Raw genomic sequence first — 14085 nt, forward strand, 5'->3', positions numbered from 1 at the left:
GGGTTCGATGGTCAAGTTGTCGGCCGTCGCGTTTCATGCCGATAGCATACACCAACGCCGCAACAATGTCGCCTATAGTTCTGACCTATGAGTAAGCTGGTGCGCCCGCCTAGCTAAGGCATTCGCACCTTTGTCTCGGCTCGCCAGCCTTATCCTGCGAACCTCTTCCACGCGGGCATTGAGCGGTTCAATAGCTAAACCTTCCTTGAGATTCTGATCCTCGATCCAAATGCAAAACCGCGAGCCACCGTTTATGAAATCCTGCGCTCCGTAAATCCGTCGGAGAAACTTATTCCGCTGCGCATCATTTAAGCCAAGCGACGCGATTTCGTCGGAGCGCAACAGCAAGTGACCACCGTCACTCGGCTTGTTTCCGAACTCCATCACACTCAGCTCGCTGATCGGAGAGGACCGCTTTTCGACGATGACGCGAGGACCAAGTGTCAGATATGGTGTGATTGACGCCCCCTCGCGGACTGTAAGGCTATTTTGTTCGTCGTGTTGGTAAAGACGACGAGGTGCGCTGGTTGGTCGGCCGATCCCCACTATGACTACCGTCACGCCAGCCTTATTACTTGCGAGGTTCGACCACTTGAACGACGTGTAGGCGAAGAGAATATCGCAACCGGCGCTGAATAGGACCGGCCACAATATCGTTACAGATTGCCCTTGGCAGATTGAATTTGTGGCCACGAAGGCAGCAACCGCATTCGTGCTCGCCATGTACTCAGCCGCCTTGATGAACCAGCCAGCGACGTAGTCAAGAAATCCACTGGAGGACGTTCGTCCACCAAGCAGCGCGCGAACCTCGGCCTTTTGTTCTGCGCTCTGCCACGTGAAGCCAAGATAAGGTGGATTGCCGCAGATGTAGGTCTCTCCTCCTTCATTTTCAAAGTCGATCTGCGCCTGATCGAGCGGCGTGTGAAATAGGTCGTCCGCGTGATGCTTCACGCCCGTGCCGGTCGGCGGGCAGATACTTAACCAGTCGAGCCGCAGCGCGTTGCCACAGACAATCCAGTTCTGTGTATCCAACGGGAGGAAATCGGCCAAAGCTTCCTTCTGTCCGCGATAAAGAACGTCGCATTGGTACTCTGCGATGATCAGTGCTAGACGCGCGACCTCGGCAGGAAAATCGCGAAGCTCGATTCCTCGGAAGTTGGTAAGGGGAATTTCGCTGCGCCGGTCGGATTCGCCGCGCCGCCGATTGATCTCGGCCTCGATCTCGCGCATTTCCTTGTATGCGATGACAAGAAAATTGCCGGAGCCGCAGGCCGGATCGAACACCCTGATCTTTGCCATGCGTTTGCGCAGATTGAGCAGAGTGCGAGGATTGTTTCCGGCCTCCTCAAGTTGCGCCCGCAGGTCGTCGAGGAACAGCGGATTTAGCACTTTCAGGATATTCGGCACGCTTGTGTAATGCATGCCGAGCGCGCCACGCTCTTCATCGTCGGCTACGGCTTGGATCATCGATCCAAAGATATCCGGATTGATTTTTGTCCAGTCGAGATTACCGATGTGGAGCAGATAGGAACGCGCGATCCGGCTAAAGCACGGCACATCGGTATTCCCCGCAAATAGGCCACCATTGACATAAGGGAATTTGTTCGCCCACCGCGCAATTCCGGCTGGCTCCCGATCGTCGCGCTTCGTATTCATGGCCCGGAACAGTTCGCTGATCACCTCATGGGTGTTCGCGGAATTTCGCTCGCTCATCTGCTCGATCGTGGTCGTGAACAGACGGTTGCCTTCAAAGATGTCGGTGTCCTCAGCGAAGAAGCAGAAGATCAGCCGCGCCATGAAATGGTTCATTTCCGGGCGGCGCTCCACCGTACCCCATTCAGGGTTGTCTTTCAGAAGCTCGACGTAGAGCCTGTTCAGGCGGCTTGTGGCGCGGATATCGAAAGAGCTTTCGCGGACTTGCTTGACCGTGGTGATTCCGGCGAGCGGCAGGAAAAAACCAAAATGGTCCGGGAAGTCCCGATAGGCGCAAGCAATCGGCGCTTCGTCCGATTCTAGCTCCTCAGCTTCGAGCGTCTCGCCGTCGGTGGCGAGGATGTACCGCGCCTTCGCCCTGGCCGTCGCCGGACTGGCCTTGAGGGCGGCAAGGGTCTTAGTGACGTCGCCTGGCGCACAGACCGCGATGTGGATATGGTTCGTTTGCAGGACACCGCCCAGATCGGACTTGTTGGATGCACCCGCACGCAGCCGCTTGATTGTCGTGTCCTTGTTCCCGAAAGCTTGCAGGAAAGCGAAAGGGAACTCGACCGAGACGAATGCCTGCTCGGCGAGAGCCGAGATGGCTTCCTCGATCTCAACAGCATTCATACTGTCCCTACCCCCAAAAGTGCAGCTTTCAACGTTTCGTATTGTTCGGCTCAGCCATTGGCGCAGGCAATGGCCGGGTTCGGCTGCTACTACGATTCGTATAGTAACCTACCGTTTTTTGCGGCGATAGGTGCCCTTTACCACCAAAAGTGTGCGTGAAAAGATAAGGCCAGCCGGCAAAGGTCGGGCGGCGAGCCGGTCCGGTTTCCGCTCAGAGGTACTCCGTAGTGCTGCGTGGACGCGATACTATGCGGGCAGGTACTGCTCGGCCTTGCGGCGCAAGCCCGCCAGTTCGTCGACGCTGATCTCGCCGCGCTTGAGCAGCTCGGGCAGTCCGGTCTCAATCGATTCCTCGACCTCGGCGCGGGTCGCCTTGCGGCCCTCGCGGTACCAGACGACGCGCTCCGGATCGCCGAGGCGAAACAGGACGCCGCTATGGCCGTGGCCGACCCGCACCGCGCTGTAGGTCTTGGTGACCCAGATGCCGATGGCTCCGGGATTGCGGCGGATCATGTGACCTGCAGGCTCGGTGTGACCGGGCGGCAGGTCCTTTTCGTTGCGCCGCATGCGCGGGCTCGCGAGGAACGGACAGGCCTGCACGGCATACTCGGCGCATCAATGCGACGGCGGCTCCGAGATGTTGCGATTGATCGCGCACATCGGGCCGATCGGGAACGCCTTGTAGACGCCGAGCGGCTGGCCACAAATCCAGCAGAGCTTGCGGTTGACAGCCTGCGCGAGCTTGCCGGGACCGATCACCCGGAAATCCGGCTCGCGATCGATCCAGGCGACGAACCAAGGCACGTAGTAGCCGGTCGCCGAGACCGGCAGGCGCTTGATGCGATCAGGGGTCGGCAACGACCAGATCGCCTGATTCAGCCGCGTCTCCATTCAGCCCCTCCTGCAGCGCCAGTATCGACGATGACCGATCCGGTAATACCGACGGCCGTGTTCGCAGACGTCGCGCCGCCTGTGCTCGCGGCGCCGCTCGGTCCTCGGTATTGCCGGCTCGGCCATGTCGACCAATGGCGCGACCGCCGGCACGAACAGCGGCAGCCGGTCGGCCTTTGCCGTCGACCGCTGCGGCTCATCGTCCGCAACGCTGGTCGTCGCTGCAGCCGGTGGCGCCGCGTCGCGCTGGCTCGCTGCAATCATCAGCAGCGACCAGATCGCGGCGGCGCCGGACATCACCTTGAATGCGGTCAGCGCCATTTCACCGGCTCGATCTGGCAAGGGAGCTTGATGCTTTTCGGGTCCTCCGGCCGGCCTGCCGTCGTCACCATGGTGGTGAAGCCGCAGACGTCGCAGGCAATGGTGAAGTAGCCGCAGCGCTCTGCGGGGTATGGCAGGCCAGTCTGGCAGAACGGCTTGGCGCCGCGCGTCAGGTCGAGGTCGATGCCATCGGGATAGTTGGGATTCGACGGATGCGCCGGCTCGCAGCCGCGATCGATCCAGCTCACATGAATCATCGGGCCTACATCTCCGGCAGTGAGGCGAACATCGCGTCGATGGAATCCAGGTCGACCAGGGTTCGGGTGTCGAACTTGTAGGCTCTGATCCGCTTGGCGTTGATCAGCTCATAGCACTTGGTGTGCGAGAACCTGCCGTAGCGGCACGCCTCCTTGATCGTCGCCAGGCGCCGCCCGGTCGGGGTGACAACGGTGTCGATCTCTTCCTTCTCGGTCATCTCAATCCTCACTTTCTCGCTCAGCTCCGCTCTGCGCTTGATGCGGCGAGCCGATACGCGGCCCTTGTGGCAATCCTTGCAAATCGGCATTGGGCGAAGTCGACGAGGCTGCTGATAGAACCCGCTCTCCGGCTTGCTCTTCCCGCATTCCTGGCAGACGAGCGTCATGCAGGCGCCTCCAACAATCCGAGCTGGTTGACGCGGTCTGACACGGTGCGACCGTCATGGGTCAGCATGAACGGGAGAAAGACGGCATCGAACGACAGGATGCCGGTCTCAATCGCCATGATCTGGCCCTTGACCCAGTCGCGCAGGATCGAATTGATCGCGATCTGTCCCTGCGCCAGCGCGCGCTCGCGGTGCTCGCGCTCGGTGCGACCCCGAATCCGGTAGCTGTACGGATGCTCTTTCAGATACAGCGCGGCCCAGCCGCTGGCGCTGGCGCGCAACTGCATCTGACGACCGCGATGACGAAACGCCAGCAACAGCTCGTGCTTTTCGAAATCATCCATGAAGCCGATGCTGTCGCAGCCGACCCGGCGCAACACCTGATGATGTCGTCGCGAGCGGCGACGCCGCTGGTCGCGTTCTCATAAGGCGTCGTCATGACGCGGGCTCCTGACCCGGATCTTTCTCCGGCAGCAATTGGTCGACGACGGCGCCCAGGATCGAGGATGGCGTCTCGGCGCCGTCGCGGGTAATCGCGGTCGCCACGTTGTGGATCTCGGCGCCGTACTGCAGCGCCAGCGAGAGCACCACTGCCGCATCGCGTGCGATGGCCTCGACGGCCTCGCCGGATTTGCCACCGGTTATGAAGACCTCGCCAAGGGCGCCGTCGTCATAGAACCCGAGCGTCACCGCAAAGCGGCGACCGACGCCGCCCCATTCGATCTCGAATGTTTCGGCGCGGCGACGCTGCGGCAAGACCCGGCGCTCGCCCATCACGCCACCGCCGCGACCTTCGGCTTGCGCGGCCCGCGCTTCTCAGCCTCCAGCGCGCCCGATACCTGCCGGATGCAACCGATCAGCTCTGCGGCCTGCGACCGCGTGGTGATCGCCGCCGTGATATGCAGCTCGATGTTGCCGTCATTGGTCTTCAACTGGACGTCCGCGCCTTTCGGAATCTTCATTGCGATCCTCCATGCTCTTGATCCGCCAGCGGCGTTTCGTATCGCGTCACCAGCTCGACCACGCCGATCACCTCGCGATGCCCGACGTCGTTCGCGATCTTGTCGGCAAGCCGTTTGGCGATGCCGAAGTCGCTCAGTTCGGCCTCGATCTCACCCGTCGAGAGATTGATGACGCGATAGGTCATGCCGATCCCTTTGCTTTGGAAAACTGCAGCTCCCACTGCTCGGCGAACCTGCGCAGCTCCTTATCGATCAGGTCGATCTTGCGCATGTCGGGCTCGGTCGGCTCCTCGCCTCCCGGATCGAAAACCGTCATCAGGCTGCTGAACAGGTGCTGGGCGCCAGCGAAGAACGCGAGCTTGCATTCCTCGAGCTGGACCAGCGGCGCGTCGGGCGGCACGACCGCGATCCGGTAGCCGATCCACCCGGCCTCGATCAGCTTGCCCGCCTCGGCCAGCTCTTTCGACAAACGTTCCAGGTAGCTGCGGTCAGCCATGGTCAAGCATCCAAGTTGGCGCGTTCTGCTTTGATAAAGGCGGCGTGGACCCGCTGCACGAGATCGCAGAAATCGTCTTCGATTCCAGCATCGTGGTGAATCTTGGCGGCGCCCGTGAGCAAGGCGCTGATGGCCGTCACCGTCCGGCACGTGCCGCAGAGCGAGGTCGGCACAAAGGCGCAGTCGGCGACGGCGTCGGCGAGGATCTGCGAGAATTTCACCGCGATCCGATCCTGTTCTTCTTGAGCGCAAGACATGGCGTCATCCTTTCTTGGTCTGGCGCCTCCGCCGGGGCGCGGTTCGTTCGCTCCGATCCTCGCCGCGCGGCGGGAGCTGGACCGGATCGAGGGTGAAGCGAGCCAGCAACTTGCGCACGCGATAGGCCTCACTGAAGTGATCACCGGCATGACAGTGCATCGTGTCGGTGCGGCAGACCTCGCCGCAACAGATCGCCTGCGCAATTTCGATGTCGCTGGGTCGCTCGTTCTTCATCTCAATGCTCGGTTGATGCGGCTTGACCGTTGCCGCCGTTGCGCGGCAGGAACTGGACTTCGGAGCCGTCGACCGAGCGGCGCTCGTCAAGCTCGCGCTCGGTGTCGTGAAACTTCTGCAGACCGTGCATCAAGGCGGCGCCGGTCTGATCGAGCAGGCTCTTGATCGCTTCACCCCTGCGCATCATGGCGTCGCGGTCGGCATTCGCCCTGGCGAGCTGGCGGCGCAGGCCCTCGTTCTCGAAATCGAGAATTGCCTTGTTGTGCTTCAGGGTCTCGTTTTCCGAACGCAAGGATTCGATCTCGGTCTGCAGCGTTGAAACTTCGTTGGCGAGGTTCATGGTGGTCTGCTCCTGTTGCGGGTTAGGTGATCCTCCGCCCTGGGGGCTGGGGGCTTAAAGGCAGCAGCGGGCTTTCGGATCGAGCTGCAGGCATCAGCGGCGCCGGTTCCTGCAGCGCTCGATTCAATGCGGCGGCGAATCTGCGAGCGGATTCCTGCGACAAAGCGCCAGTTGGTGGCATGGCCTTGCGGAATCAGCAGCGTCAGGCGCCGACCGTCTCGGCTGGTGAAATGGATGCGCGTGTGGCGGGTGCCCTGCGTTACAAGAACGTCGGAGCCGCCGTAGTCCCGAATAAGCTTGATCGTCTCGCGCATCAGTTTTCTCATCGGCTACTCGACCGGCGTCAATGCCGTCCGGATGGCGCGCTCGTACTTCTTGCAGGCATGAATCACGACCGAGTGGCTGCGCTCGAACTTGTCGCCGATCTCGTGAAAGTTCTTGCCGGTGACGACGCGGACGAACACCATCACCTTCTGGCGGACCTCGACGACGTCGGAGCGATCACTGAGCAGGACGGTCCGCGTGACGCCGTAATACTTGGCGCAGATACCCATCGCGTCGAGGATCTGGTTGCTCCAGGGGCGCGCGATGCGATAGCGACGGAACGCCTGCTCGGCCATGATCAGGCAATTGATCTCGACGGCGGTGAATCCTACAGGCCGTTCCGTCTGCGGATGGCCCGTCAGCGATGGCATCCGCGCCGCCGCGATCCAATCGAGGGCGAGGCAATTGTGGAGAAACCGCATTTCGGCAGTGCCTTCCAGCAGGAATTCGCGCGTATAGTCCGGCATTTCACTTTCCTCCCCGTCTTTCAGGCCTCATCCGACACTGCGTCGGATGGCACCTTCTTCTGTGATTTCGCAGCATGCTCATTAGCGTAGGCGTCGAGCGTGGCGACTGCGGCCTGACCGATCGCAGGCGCATTGCCGCGCAGCCGTTCGGCGAGGCGCGGCGAGATATCCTTCGCGGTCTCGCTGGCGACGACGAATCCGGCGTCTTCCATCTCATCGCGGCCGTACATGCCGCCGATGATGTCGGGGCAATACATGCGCGCCCAGTCGCGCGACATGTTGTAGAACAGCTGCAGGTCCGGTTTCAGGTCCCAGAGCGGCGACCCCTTGACCTTGCCGTATTCGTTGCGCGCCGGCCGCAACTTGCCCAGCGTGAACTGGCCAGGGTCGGCGCTGCGCGGCGGGAAATAGCGCGGCTCCCTCTCGCCCTTGAAGGTCGCATAGACCCGGCAGCGCCGATCGTCGCCTTCGCCCTCGTACTCGACGTTCAACCGCGTGGTGATCGGCGCGCGCTGCTCGATGATGGCATGGAAGAACTGGGATTCGTAGGCGACGCGCTTCTCGCCCTTGTTCTCGACGATGTAGGTCCAGCCCGCCAGCGTCAGCGCCGAGATGCCCAGCTCGTGCGCCTTCATGCAGACGCCGAACATGCCACCGACATTGCCCTGCAGCCACGGCGGAATCATCGGGCCGGCGGTCGACAACAGCTTGGCCTCATCGATCATGTCGCGCAGGTTGGCGACGTTGACGCCGCCGCCGCCTTTGAACAGCAGAACCTGTTCGGTGCGCTCGTTGACGACCTTTTCGGCGTTGCCTTCCGCCAGGTCGCGGCGCGTCACGCGCTCCGGATGCGGACGGTCGGATTCCATGGGACGGTCGCCGGGAAAGGATTGATCGCTCATCAGGCAGCCTCACGCAGGGAGAATTTGACCCGGTCATCGACCGATTTGCGCCACCAGTCGGGCGCGTCGATGTATTCAGCGTCGGCACGATCGTCGCCCGGTCCCGGCCACACGCCGCCCTGGTAGCACTGCCAGAACATGCTGTAGGCGAGCTGATTGAGCTGATCGCCGCGCGCGATGTCCTCGTCCTTCAAGGTGCAGGCGCGCACGCAATAGGGCGGCCGGTTCTCGACAAACAGCACCGTGAACGATTGCACCGGAAGGCCGAGCGCGCGGGCGCCTTCGATCACCATGGCCGCCTGCTGGTAGTAGCCGCGATCGGCCATCGTCCGCTGCAGGTTGCGGTATAGCACTGGCGGGTGCGTCGTCTTGATCTCGGCATAGTCGCCGCTGGCGTTGGGAATCTCGTCGGGCCGCGCCTTCTTCCAGAATCCGCGATCGTCCTTCCAGATCAGCGAACGTTCGGGGGCGCCACCGAGCATCCCGGCCTGGACCAGCGGGAAGCTGCCCAGGGCGACAATCATGCCCTTCGCATGCGACGCCATCTCCGGCGTGATGATCGTCTTGCGATTCCGAATCTGCTCGGCCTTCCACTCCCGCCATTCCTTCCGGTTCCCGTTGTACGGGTGTCCGGCAATCGTCGCGGGACGGAAGACGCAATCGCTTTCGAACGGCTCGGCTGCGACGGCGGCATGCAGGAAGCGGCCGAGCGCCATCGCCTCGCTCTGCTCTTCATCGTCGACGTGATCCGGATTCAGCCTGGATTTTTCCCAGGCGTGGCGCGGCGATTCCCCGATGATGCCGCGCAGCATCGTCGAGGACACGCTGACCTCCGAGCAGAGGTCAAACCGATGGTAGTCGGTCAGCGGGATGCCGCGATAAATCCCGGGCTCGGTTATCGTTTTCCCATCCCAAGGAATCGACTGCATGTCCCATCCTCCCGCGCAATCGTCGGGCGTTCCTCGCCCTCGCGCCGAGGACAAGGCGAATGAAGTCCAGTCTGAGGAACCGATACGGGCCGCCCGCTAAAGGTCGCGAACAGTAACGCCGTCGTGGTTAGCTGGGCGTGTCTGTTGGTGCTCTCACCGCCCTAAATCGTGCTGCGATTCCACGCTCACGAAACCAAGTTGTCAACAGGCTCGAACGTCAGCGCATGAAGTTTCCGGACACGATGCAACCTCTGGGATTAATGCGTGTTCGCCTGCATATTTTATGAGGCAGTCAAACCGTCGCAGCTACAAACTCTCTGGACATCGAACAACGGCGAACAAGTGTAAACATGGACACGCGTCGCGTTTGGTGACAATTAAAACGACCATCGATCGTGCTCATGACGATGACACCAGATGGTCAATCCAGCCACATCGACATGGGATTCTGAGGCCGTCTCGGTCCTGCAAAGGATGTGGGGCGCAGGCAATTCGGCGTCTGTGATCGCTGCGGCGATGCATCGATCTCGCAATGCGGTCATCGGCAAGGTCGTTCGCATGAAGCTGCAACGCGCGAATGGATGGCCGGTCACCATGAAGGCGCGAACGGCGTCCCAAACCAGGACAAAGGCGCTGTCGAGCCGGACCGAACCGGCGCGGCCGGTCTCCTACCTTAAGGCGCGCGACTTCCATTGTCACGCCGTGCTCGATCAGCGCGGCGCGGACGGTCTTCGCATGCGCTGCGGCGCGCGGCACCTCAAGGGCGCGTCGTGGTGCCAAGCGCACTATCTCGCCTACTTCAACCATAGCCGGAGTCCCTGATGCCAACACGCGAGGCCCGCGCAGCACATCCCAAGCTCGCCGAGGCCCAGCAAATCACAACAGGGATAGACGATGGCCAAGGCAGCAGCAGTCGCGAACGACTTCGATCCGCAGCTCGTGCAGGAAATCCTGGCGAAGATTGACGGCTACAAATCCGATTTGCTTTCCGAGCGCGGCTCGTCGATGGCGCGGTGCCGCAACATCCGCGAGTCGATCAGCAACGTTTACAAGGAAGCCAAGGCGCGCGGCGTTCCGACCAAGGAATTGCGCTCGCTGGTGAAGATCCGCGACAACGAGCAGAAGAACCGCGAGATTTACGAGGAACTGGAGGCCGACCAGCAGCAAGTGCTGGCTATGCTCGCGGTCGCCGAGGGCGTCAAGGACCTGCCGCTCTGGCGCGCCGCATCGGCCGCCGCCGCTGAAAGCCGCCCCGCGACGTATCAGTAATGGGGGCGGCCATGGATGACACCGCCCAAGCCAACCAAGCCTTCGGCCGTCTGACCACCGGCATCCATGTTGCCGGTTACACGCTGGAACGTGCGTTTCAGGAACTGGAGTCATTGCTTGAAGCTGACCGCTGGAAACTGATCGGTGATGGCTTCGATAATGTCAGCAAATTCATCGCCAGCATTAAACTCGACACGCTCACCGCCGCCGCGGCCGAGCGCAAGAAGATGGTGGCGAAGATCAAGGCGCTGCAACCGGACACGTCGAACCGCAGCATTGCGAAGATGCTCGGGGTGAATCCGTCCACGATTGATGAGGACGTTGCCGGAAAACCGGCAGTCGCGAAAAAAAACTCCAAGGAAACCAAAGCCTCCGAGAAGATAGCTGCCGGAAATCCGGCACCCCCCGAAATCAGCGGCGCGCAAGCTGCAAAGATTGTAGACCGGCGCACCACCGACATTGCCACGACGCAGGCGAGGCGCGCGGATAAGGAGCAACGGCTTGGTGCAAAGATCGCCGCGCTCCCGGACGCCAAATTTGGCGTCATCCTCGCCGACCCGGAATGGCACGACGAAGTGTACTCAGAACAGACCGGGATGAATCGTCACGCATCCCGCGTCTATCCGGACGCTCGCACCTAACCGTGAAGCTGCGCTTGATGGATTGGATAAGCTGGTCGTCGATATGCGGCGGCAGATCGGGGGAGATAAGCAATGCTCAGCCTGATCAGGCACGACGATCTCAAGTTCAACCCGCTGGAGGACATCGAGATGGAGGACATCGCGCCGTCGGTCTGGAGCGGACCGCATGTCGGCAAGCGGCTGTCGGAAGCGATGCGAACGCTGCGCATGCTGCCGATGCGCGCGGTCCAGGGCTACTGCGGCGCCTGGCCTTCCTACGCCTACGAATTCGAGGATCTTCTCGCACAGCACGAGCAAGGCGAGCTGGAGAAGACGCAGCGCATGCAGAACCGCGCCCGGCTGTTGCCGAGCTACAGCGACGTCACGCGGATGGAGGCGGCGGTCTATTGGCCCGCGCGCTTCCTCGGTCAGGCGGACTGGCTGATGCGCGCGGTCAACATGGTCGCGTTGGCGCATTCGCTGGAGCGCGACGCCGGATGGGTCGCGGCGCAATGCGGCGGCTACGCCGACACCTGGCGCGATCGTCACGACAAGGGATGCGAGGTCATCGCGCGCGGTCTGGGCACCGCATTCGTGCCGGTGTTCTGATGGCAGAGGATTGGCGGATACGGGCCTATTACGCCAACCGCCCCGCGGAGGCGAAGAATCACGGCGAGCTGGCGCTGGAGACGTGGCACCGGGGCGACGTCAGCAAGGAAATCGAGCTGATGGTGTTTCACGATCGCACCGACATTGCCTATTTCGATCTGGTCGATTGCAACGCGCACACCACGACGCGGCTCTATCGCGACGGCCGGGGCGGATGGTCGCCGAGCCGATCCGCCGCATGGGCAGGCGGAGGCAAACGATGAGGGAAGCCGAAATCGACAGGGAGGAATTCAACGGCCTGTTGCGGCAGCTGGCTCCGATCATTCGCGATTATCTCCAGGACGCGCAGGACAAGCGCGGCCCCGATCCGATCAACAGTTTCACCGTGTTGAACGCGCCCGCGATCTGTGCCGCTCTGCCGCTCAACGGCGCGCCCGATGAGGTTTACGATTGGTTCATCGAGGCGCTCGATACCGCGCGGTGCGATCTCGATTTGCAGGCTCGCCTCAATGGTCATTGAGTTCGATCTCCCGCGCGGCGCCGAGCGCGGCTATTTCATCGCCTTCGGCGTGGCGGCGGTCTACATCGCGACAGCGCCGAGGGGCGAGCCGTGCGTCGTCGCGGTGACGCGCGATCTCGGCAAGAGCCTGACGGCGCTGCAGCGCAAATGGCCGGATTGGGACATCAGCTGCGCCTATTGGGTTCGCGATCGAGCGCGCGCCCAGGCGCTGGCAAGCGAGGTCAACCGCGTGTTGCCGCATGTCGATAAGGTCCGCCTGCTCGTGCGCGGCGAAGATGCGGCGCGGCTGATCGTCAAGACTGCCGTCGAGCGTGGCATCAGCCTGACGGGCCACAACGCGGCGATAGCGCGCGTTCGGGATGCCATCGCCGAGATTGAGCGTCGAATCAGCGACGCGAATGGGCGCGGTGAACTAGCGTGGTTCAATGCCGCTTACCGCCAATGGCGGCTCCGGGCGAAGGGCACCGGCATCAGCATGAGCTATCATGCCGCGCGGGCGCGGCTGCGAAACGAGGCGATCAAGCAATTGATTTTGCAAGGTGTAAACAGCACGCGGACAGATTTGGAGCGCCGTGTGTTTCCGCGGCTTCCGAACGCCTCCAACAGGAATGACGTTGACAAGCTTGACAAACAGGGGTCCTCTTCGCCCGCGCCCCTGCGGGGTGAGGTGCGCGCCGATGACGAAACGCCAGCAAAAGCTTGAACGTCTTGCGAGCGCGATCCTCGCCGACGATGCCACGCGAGGGATCGCCCGCCCCAGATCGGCAAACGGTGTGGCGGTGTCAAACCGTAGCCTTGCCCGGCGGCTTCTCCGCGAAAACAGACAAAAGATCGTGAGCCAGTACCGGACGCTGCCTGATGTTGCGCGCCGAGAGCTGACGTCGCGCTTCAAGCGTGAACGCGAGCGAAATCCAAAGCTCGACTGGACCGACTGGCTCTCGCAAAATCTCCGATTGACCGATGCCGCGCTTCCATCGTTGAAATCACCGTGACGCTTGCCCGTAAGCCTTTCGAGCCTCCCGGCTTTTGGCTTGGGCATTGGTCGTGGTTACACCTGACTTCGAACCGATCTCGTAAGAGGTCGGTTCTTTTTTGGCCGGAGCCATGACCGAGCACAACCGCATCAAGATCGAGTATCGGCCGCTCGGAGCGCTCAGGCTCAATCCGCGTAACGCGCGGCTGCACAGCGACGATCAGATCGCCGAGATCGCGCGCTCGATCAGCCGCTTCGGATTCCTCAACCCGCTGCTGGTCGATAAGGACAGCACCATCATCGCGGGCGAAGGCAGGTATCTGGCCGCGCGCAAGCTTGGCCTGCTGGAGGCGCCGGTCATCGAGCTGGCGGGCCTTTCCGAAGCGCAGTGCCGCGCGCTGGCGCTGGCGGACAATCGCATCGCGCTCAATTCGAAATGGGATGAGGCGATGCTGCGCGCCGAGATCGAGGCGCTGCGGTCAGCCGGCGAGATGATCGACGATCTGGGTTTCAGTCCCGACGAGCTGCAGGGCCTTCTGGTTGAAGAAGCCGCCCCACTGGTTGCCGAGATTCTGACCGGTGAGATTCACGACCGGTTCTGGATCTCCGTGCGCGGCCCGCTCCAGGATCAGGCCGCGGCGCTGCAGCGGCTGACGAAAATGATGGCCGACATGCCCGCCGTCGAGGTCGAGCTTGGCACCATCGGGCTGGAGCCGTAATGCCGCGCTGGTCCGCTGGCTTGTACGCCGGTCCGAATTGCTCCTCGACTTCGCGGGGCATTCCCAGGTCCTCCGGGCATTAAGCGGCCCTTGAGCGAGCGGCAGGGATTGCGGCTCCCCGTTAATATAGGGCGCTATGCCCTAGCGCGCAACGAAATTCGTCTGCTTTTTCCGTAACTTATGAATAATGATATAGGGCGCTACGCCCTAGCATTACAGTTGTCTTTTTGTTTTGAAGTGCGCGCGCTGGGCGGCGGCCTGGTGAGCTCTACGCCAAAGTGAC

The 14085-nt window shown here is 62.0% G+C and carries 26 protein-coding genes and 1 pseudogene; 9 read left to right on the top strand and 18 right to left on the bottom strand.

Annotation, left to right across the window (positions count from 1 at the left end; all coding sequences use genetic code 11):
• Positions 1–96 precede the first annotated feature (96 nt).
• The 18 genes and pseudogenes from AAFX91_RS30110 to AAFX91_RS30195 all read right to left on the bottom strand — a co-directional run.
• A pseudogene (locus AAFX91_RS30110) lies at positions 97–2325 on the bottom strand (class I SAM-dependent DNA methyltransferase); the annotation flags it as partial.
• Positions 2326–2571: 246 nt separating this feature from the next.
• Positions 2572–2892: a hypothetical protein gene (locus AAFX91_RS30115; protein WP_394569038.1), complete on the bottom strand. Its 321-nt coding sequence runs from the start codon at positions 2890–2892 to the stop codon at positions 2572–2574.
• 48 nt (positions 2893–2940) lie between these two features.
• Complete coding sequence (locus AAFX91_RS30120) at positions 2941–3216, bottom strand: hypothetical protein (RefSeq protein WP_394569039.1); 276 nt, start codon at positions 3214–3216, stop codon at positions 2941–2943.
• A complete protein-coding gene (locus AAFX91_RS30125; protein ID WP_028168948.1) occupies positions 3217–3537 on the bottom strand; it encodes a hypothetical protein in 321 nt (106 codons plus the stop codon).
• On the bottom strand, positions 3528–3794 hold the full coding sequence (locus AAFX91_RS30130) for a hypothetical protein (protein WP_028168947.1): 267 nt from the start codon (positions 3792–3794) through the stop codon (positions 3528–3530). The genes AAFX91_RS30125 and AAFX91_RS30130 overlap by 10 nt, the downstream gene beginning before the upstream one ends.
• A gap of 5 nt (positions 3795–3799) precedes the next feature.
• The gene (locus AAFX91_RS30135; RefSeq protein ID WP_051397305.1) at positions 3800–4012 is read right to left on the bottom strand and encodes a helix-turn-helix domain-containing protein; all 213 of its coding nucleotides are present in this window, start codon (positions 4010–4012) and stop codon (positions 3800–3802) included.
• 164 nt (positions 4013–4176) lie between these two features.
• A complete protein-coding gene (locus AAFX91_RS30140) occupies positions 4177–4524 on the bottom strand; it encodes a hypothetical protein (protein ID WP_394569040.1) in 348 nt (115 codons plus the stop codon).
• 91 nt (positions 4525–4615) lie between these two features.
• Positions 4616–4954, bottom strand: a complete 339-nt coding sequence (locus AAFX91_RS30145; protein WP_130583283.1) for a hypothetical protein — start codon at positions 4952–4954, stop codon at positions 4616–4618.
• A complete protein-coding gene (locus tag AAFX91_RS30150; RefSeq protein WP_028167590.1) occupies positions 4954–5142 on the bottom strand; it encodes a hypothetical protein in 189 nt (62 codons plus the stop codon). Before AAFX91_RS30150 ends, AAFX91_RS30145 begins: the two co-directional genes overlap by 1 nt.
• The gene (locus tag AAFX91_RS30155) at positions 5139–5327 is read right to left on the bottom strand and encodes a hypothetical protein (protein ID WP_028167589.1); all 189 of its coding nucleotides are present in this window, start codon (positions 5325–5327) and stop codon (positions 5139–5141) included. The genes AAFX91_RS30150 and AAFX91_RS30155 overlap by 4 nt, the downstream gene beginning before the upstream one ends.
• A complete protein-coding gene (locus AAFX91_RS30160; protein ID WP_130583282.1) occupies positions 5324–5638 on the bottom strand; it encodes a hypothetical protein in 315 nt (104 codons plus the stop codon). Before AAFX91_RS30160 ends, AAFX91_RS30155 begins: the two co-directional genes overlap by 4 nt.
• A gap of 2 nt (positions 5639–5640) precedes the next feature.
• Complete coding sequence (locus tag AAFX91_RS30165) at positions 5641–5859, bottom strand: hypothetical protein (protein ID WP_130583281.1); 219 nt, start codon at positions 5857–5859, stop codon at positions 5641–5643.
• 40 nt (positions 5860–5899) lie between these two features.
• On the bottom strand, positions 5900–6130 hold the full coding sequence (locus tag AAFX91_RS30170; protein ID WP_130583280.1) for a hypothetical protein: 231 nt from the start codon (positions 6128–6130) through the stop codon (positions 5900–5902).
• A 1-nt stretch (position 6131) separates the two neighbouring features.
• Complete coding sequence (locus tag AAFX91_RS30175; RefSeq protein WP_130583279.1) at positions 6132–6470, bottom strand: hypothetical protein; 339 nt, start codon at positions 6468–6470, stop codon at positions 6132–6134.
• Positions 6467–6784 carry a hypothetical protein gene (locus tag AAFX91_RS30180; protein ID WP_394569041.1) on the bottom strand — a complete coding sequence of 106 codons (318 nt, stop codon included), beginning with the start codon at positions 6782–6784 and terminating at the stop codon, positions 6467–6469. The genes AAFX91_RS30175 and AAFX91_RS30180 overlap by 4 nt, the downstream gene beginning before the upstream one ends.
• Before the next feature lie 15 nt (positions 6785–6799).
• Positions 6800–7261 carry a helix-turn-helix domain-containing protein gene (locus AAFX91_RS30185; protein WP_394569042.1) on the bottom strand — a complete coding sequence of 154 codons (462 nt, stop codon included), beginning with the start codon at positions 7259–7261 and terminating at the stop codon, positions 6800–6802.
• 20 nt (positions 7262–7281) lie between these two features.
• Positions 7282–8163, bottom strand: a complete 882-nt coding sequence (locus AAFX91_RS30190) for a recombinase RecT (RefSeq protein ID WP_394569043.1) — start codon at positions 8161–8163, stop codon at positions 7282–7284.
• Positions 8163–9092, bottom strand: a complete 930-nt coding sequence (locus tag AAFX91_RS30195) for a PD-(D/E)XK nuclease-like domain-containing protein (protein WP_394569044.1) — start codon at positions 9090–9092, stop codon at positions 8163–8165. The genes AAFX91_RS30190 and AAFX91_RS30195 overlap by 1 nt, the downstream gene beginning before the upstream one ends.
• 417 nt (positions 9093–9509) lie before the next feature.
• Here AAFX91_RS30195 and AAFX91_RS30200 point away from each other — a divergent pair, with 417 nt between their 5' ends.
• The 9 genes from AAFX91_RS30200 to AAFX91_RS30240 all read left to right on the top strand — a co-directional run bounded on the left by AAFX91_RS30200 (position 9510) and on the right by AAFX91_RS30240 (position 13802).
• Positions 9510–9914 (top strand): GcrA family cell cycle regulator, encoded by a 405-nt coding sequence (locus AAFX91_RS30200; RefSeq protein ID WP_394569045.1) that lies wholly within the window; start codon positions 9510–9512, stop codon positions 9912–9914.
• 72 nt (positions 9915–9986) lie between these two features.
• Positions 9987–10361 (top strand): GapR family DNA-binding domain-containing protein, encoded by a 375-nt coding sequence (locus AAFX91_RS30205; RefSeq protein ID WP_028167580.1) that lies wholly within the window; start codon positions 9987–9989, stop codon positions 10359–10361.
• Between the two features lie 11 nt (positions 10362–10372).
• Entirely contained in the window at positions 10373–11002 is a 630-nt protein-coding gene (locus AAFX91_RS30210) for a hypothetical protein (protein WP_394569046.1), read from the top strand.
• 72 nt (positions 11003–11074) lie between these two features.
• A complete protein-coding gene (locus AAFX91_RS30215) occupies positions 11075–11590 on the top strand; it encodes a hypothetical protein (RefSeq protein WP_394569047.1) in 516 nt (171 codons plus the stop codon).
• On the top strand, positions 11590–11853 hold the full coding sequence (locus AAFX91_RS30220; RefSeq protein ID WP_028167574.1) for a hypothetical protein: 264 nt from the start codon (positions 11590–11592) through the stop codon (positions 11851–11853). Before AAFX91_RS30215 ends, AAFX91_RS30220 begins: the two co-directional genes overlap by 1 nt.
• Positions 11805–12110: a hypothetical protein gene (locus AAFX91_RS30225; protein ID WP_394569048.1), complete on the top strand. Its 306-nt coding sequence runs from the start codon at positions 11805–11807 to the stop codon at positions 12108–12110. Before AAFX91_RS30220 ends, AAFX91_RS30225 begins: the two co-directional genes overlap by 49 nt.
• Positions 12111–12213: 103 nt before the next feature.
• Complete coding sequence (locus tag AAFX91_RS30230) at positions 12214–12813, top strand: hypothetical protein (RefSeq protein ID WP_394569049.1); 600 nt, start codon at positions 12214–12216, stop codon at positions 12811–12813.
• Entirely contained in the window at positions 12788–13102 is a 315-nt protein-coding gene (locus tag AAFX91_RS30235; protein ID WP_028167571.1) for a hypothetical protein, read from the top strand. The genes AAFX91_RS30230 and AAFX91_RS30235 overlap by 26 nt, the downstream gene beginning before the upstream one ends.
• A 112-nt stretch (positions 13103–13214) precedes the next feature.
• Positions 13215–13802, top strand: a complete 588-nt coding sequence (locus AAFX91_RS30240; protein ID WP_394569050.1) for a ParB/Srx family N-terminal domain-containing protein — start codon at positions 13215–13217, stop codon at positions 13800–13802.
• Positions 13803–14085: the final 283 nt, after the last annotated feature.

The organism is Bradyrhizobium sp. 31Argb (assembly GCF_043638955.1).
Taxonomy (GTDB): domain Bacteria; phylum Pseudomonadota; class Alphaproteobacteria; order Rhizobiales; family Xanthobacteraceae; genus Bradyrhizobium.

Excerpts from the sequence above, each read along its gene's own strand:
- AAFX91_RS30115 (WP_394569038.1), bottom strand. The coding sequence starts at position 2,892 with ATGCGGCGCAACGAAAAGGACCTGCCGCCCGGTCACACCGAGCCTGCA.
- AAFX91_RS30120 (WP_394569039.1), bottom strand. The coding sequence starts at position 3,216 with ATGGAGACGCGGCTGAATCAGGCGATCTGGTCGTTGCCGACCCCTGAT.
- AAFX91_RS30125 (WP_028168948.1), bottom strand. The coding sequence starts at position 3,537 with ATGGCGCTGACCGCATTCAAGGTGATGTCCGGCGCCGCCGCGATCTGG.
- AAFX91_RS30130 (WP_028168947.1), bottom strand. The coding sequence starts at position 3,794 with ATGATTCATGTGAGCTGGATCGATCGCGGCTGCGAGCCGGCGCATCCG.
- AAFX91_RS30135 (WP_051397305.1), bottom strand. The coding sequence starts at position 4,012 with ATGACCGAGAAGGAAGAGATCGACACCGTTGTCACCCCGACCGGGCGG.
- AAFX91_RS30140 (WP_394569040.1), bottom strand. The coding sequence starts at position 4,524 with ATGGATGATTTCGAAAAGCACGAGCTGTTGCTGGCGTTTCGTCATCGC.
- AAFX91_RS30145 (WP_130583283.1), bottom strand. The coding sequence starts at position 4,954 with ATGGGCGAGCGCCGGGTCTTGCCGCAGCGTCGCCGCGCCGAAACATTC.
- AAFX91_RS30150 (WP_028167590.1), bottom strand. The coding sequence starts at position 5,142 with ATGAAGATTCCGAAAGGCGCGGACGTCCAGTTGAAGACCAATGACGGC.
- AAFX91_RS30155 (WP_028167589.1), bottom strand. The coding sequence starts at position 5,327 with ATGACCTATCGCGTCATCAATCTCTCGACGGGTGAGATCGAGGCCGAA.
- AAFX91_RS30160 (WP_130583282.1), bottom strand. The coding sequence starts at position 5,638 with ATGGCTGACCGCAGCTACCTGGAACGTTTGTCGAAAGAGCTGGCCGAG.
- AAFX91_RS30170 (WP_130583280.1), bottom strand. The coding sequence starts at position 6,130 with ATGAAGAACGAGCGACCCAGCGACATCGAAATTGCGCAGGCGATCTGT.
- AAFX91_RS30175 (WP_130583279.1), bottom strand. The coding sequence starts at position 6,470 with ATGAACCTCGCCAACGAAGTTTCAACGCTGCAGACCGAGATCGAATCC.
- AAFX91_RS30180 (WP_394569041.1), bottom strand. The coding sequence starts at position 6,784 with ATGCGCGAGACGATCAAGCTTATTCGGGACTACGGCGGCTCCGACGTT.
- AAFX91_RS30185 (WP_394569042.1), bottom strand. The coding sequence starts at position 7,261 with ATGCCGGACTATACGCGCGAATTCCTGCTGGAAGGCACTGCCGAAATG.
- AAFX91_RS30190 (WP_394569043.1), bottom strand. The coding sequence starts at position 8,163 with ATGAGCGATCAATCCTTTCCCGGCGACCGTCCCATGGAATCCGACCGT.
- AAFX91_RS30195 (WP_394569044.1), bottom strand. The coding sequence starts at position 9,092 with ATGCAGTCGATTCCTTGGGATGGGAAAACGATAACCGAGCCCGGGATT.
- AAFX91_RS30200 (WP_394569045.1), top strand. The coding sequence starts at position 9,510 with ATGGTCAATCCAGCCACATCGACATGGGATTCTGAGGCCGTCTCGGTC.
- AAFX91_RS30205 (WP_028167580.1), top strand. The coding sequence starts at position 9,987 with ATGGCCAAGGCAGCAGCAGTCGCGAACGACTTCGATCCGCAGCTCGTG.
- AAFX91_RS30210 (WP_394569046.1), top strand. The coding sequence starts at position 10,373 with ATGGATGACACCGCCCAAGCCAACCAAGCCTTCGGCCGTCTGACCACC.
- AAFX91_RS30215 (WP_394569047.1), top strand. The coding sequence starts at position 11,075 with ATGCTCAGCCTGATCAGGCACGACGATCTCAAGTTCAACCCGCTGGAG.
- AAFX91_RS30220 (WP_028167574.1), top strand. The coding sequence starts at position 11,590 with ATGGCAGAGGATTGGCGGATACGGGCCTATTACGCCAACCGCCCCGCG.
- AAFX91_RS30225 (WP_394569048.1), top strand. The coding sequence starts at position 11,805 with ATGGTCGCCGAGCCGATCCGCCGCATGGGCAGGCGGAGGCAAACGATG.
- AAFX91_RS30235 (WP_028167571.1), top strand. The coding sequence starts at position 12,788 with ATGACGAAACGCCAGCAAAAGCTTGAACGTCTTGCGAGCGCGATCCTC.
- AAFX91_RS30240 (WP_394569050.1), top strand. The coding sequence starts at position 13,215 with ATGACCGAGCACAACCGCATCAAGATCGAGTATCGGCCGCTCGGAGCG.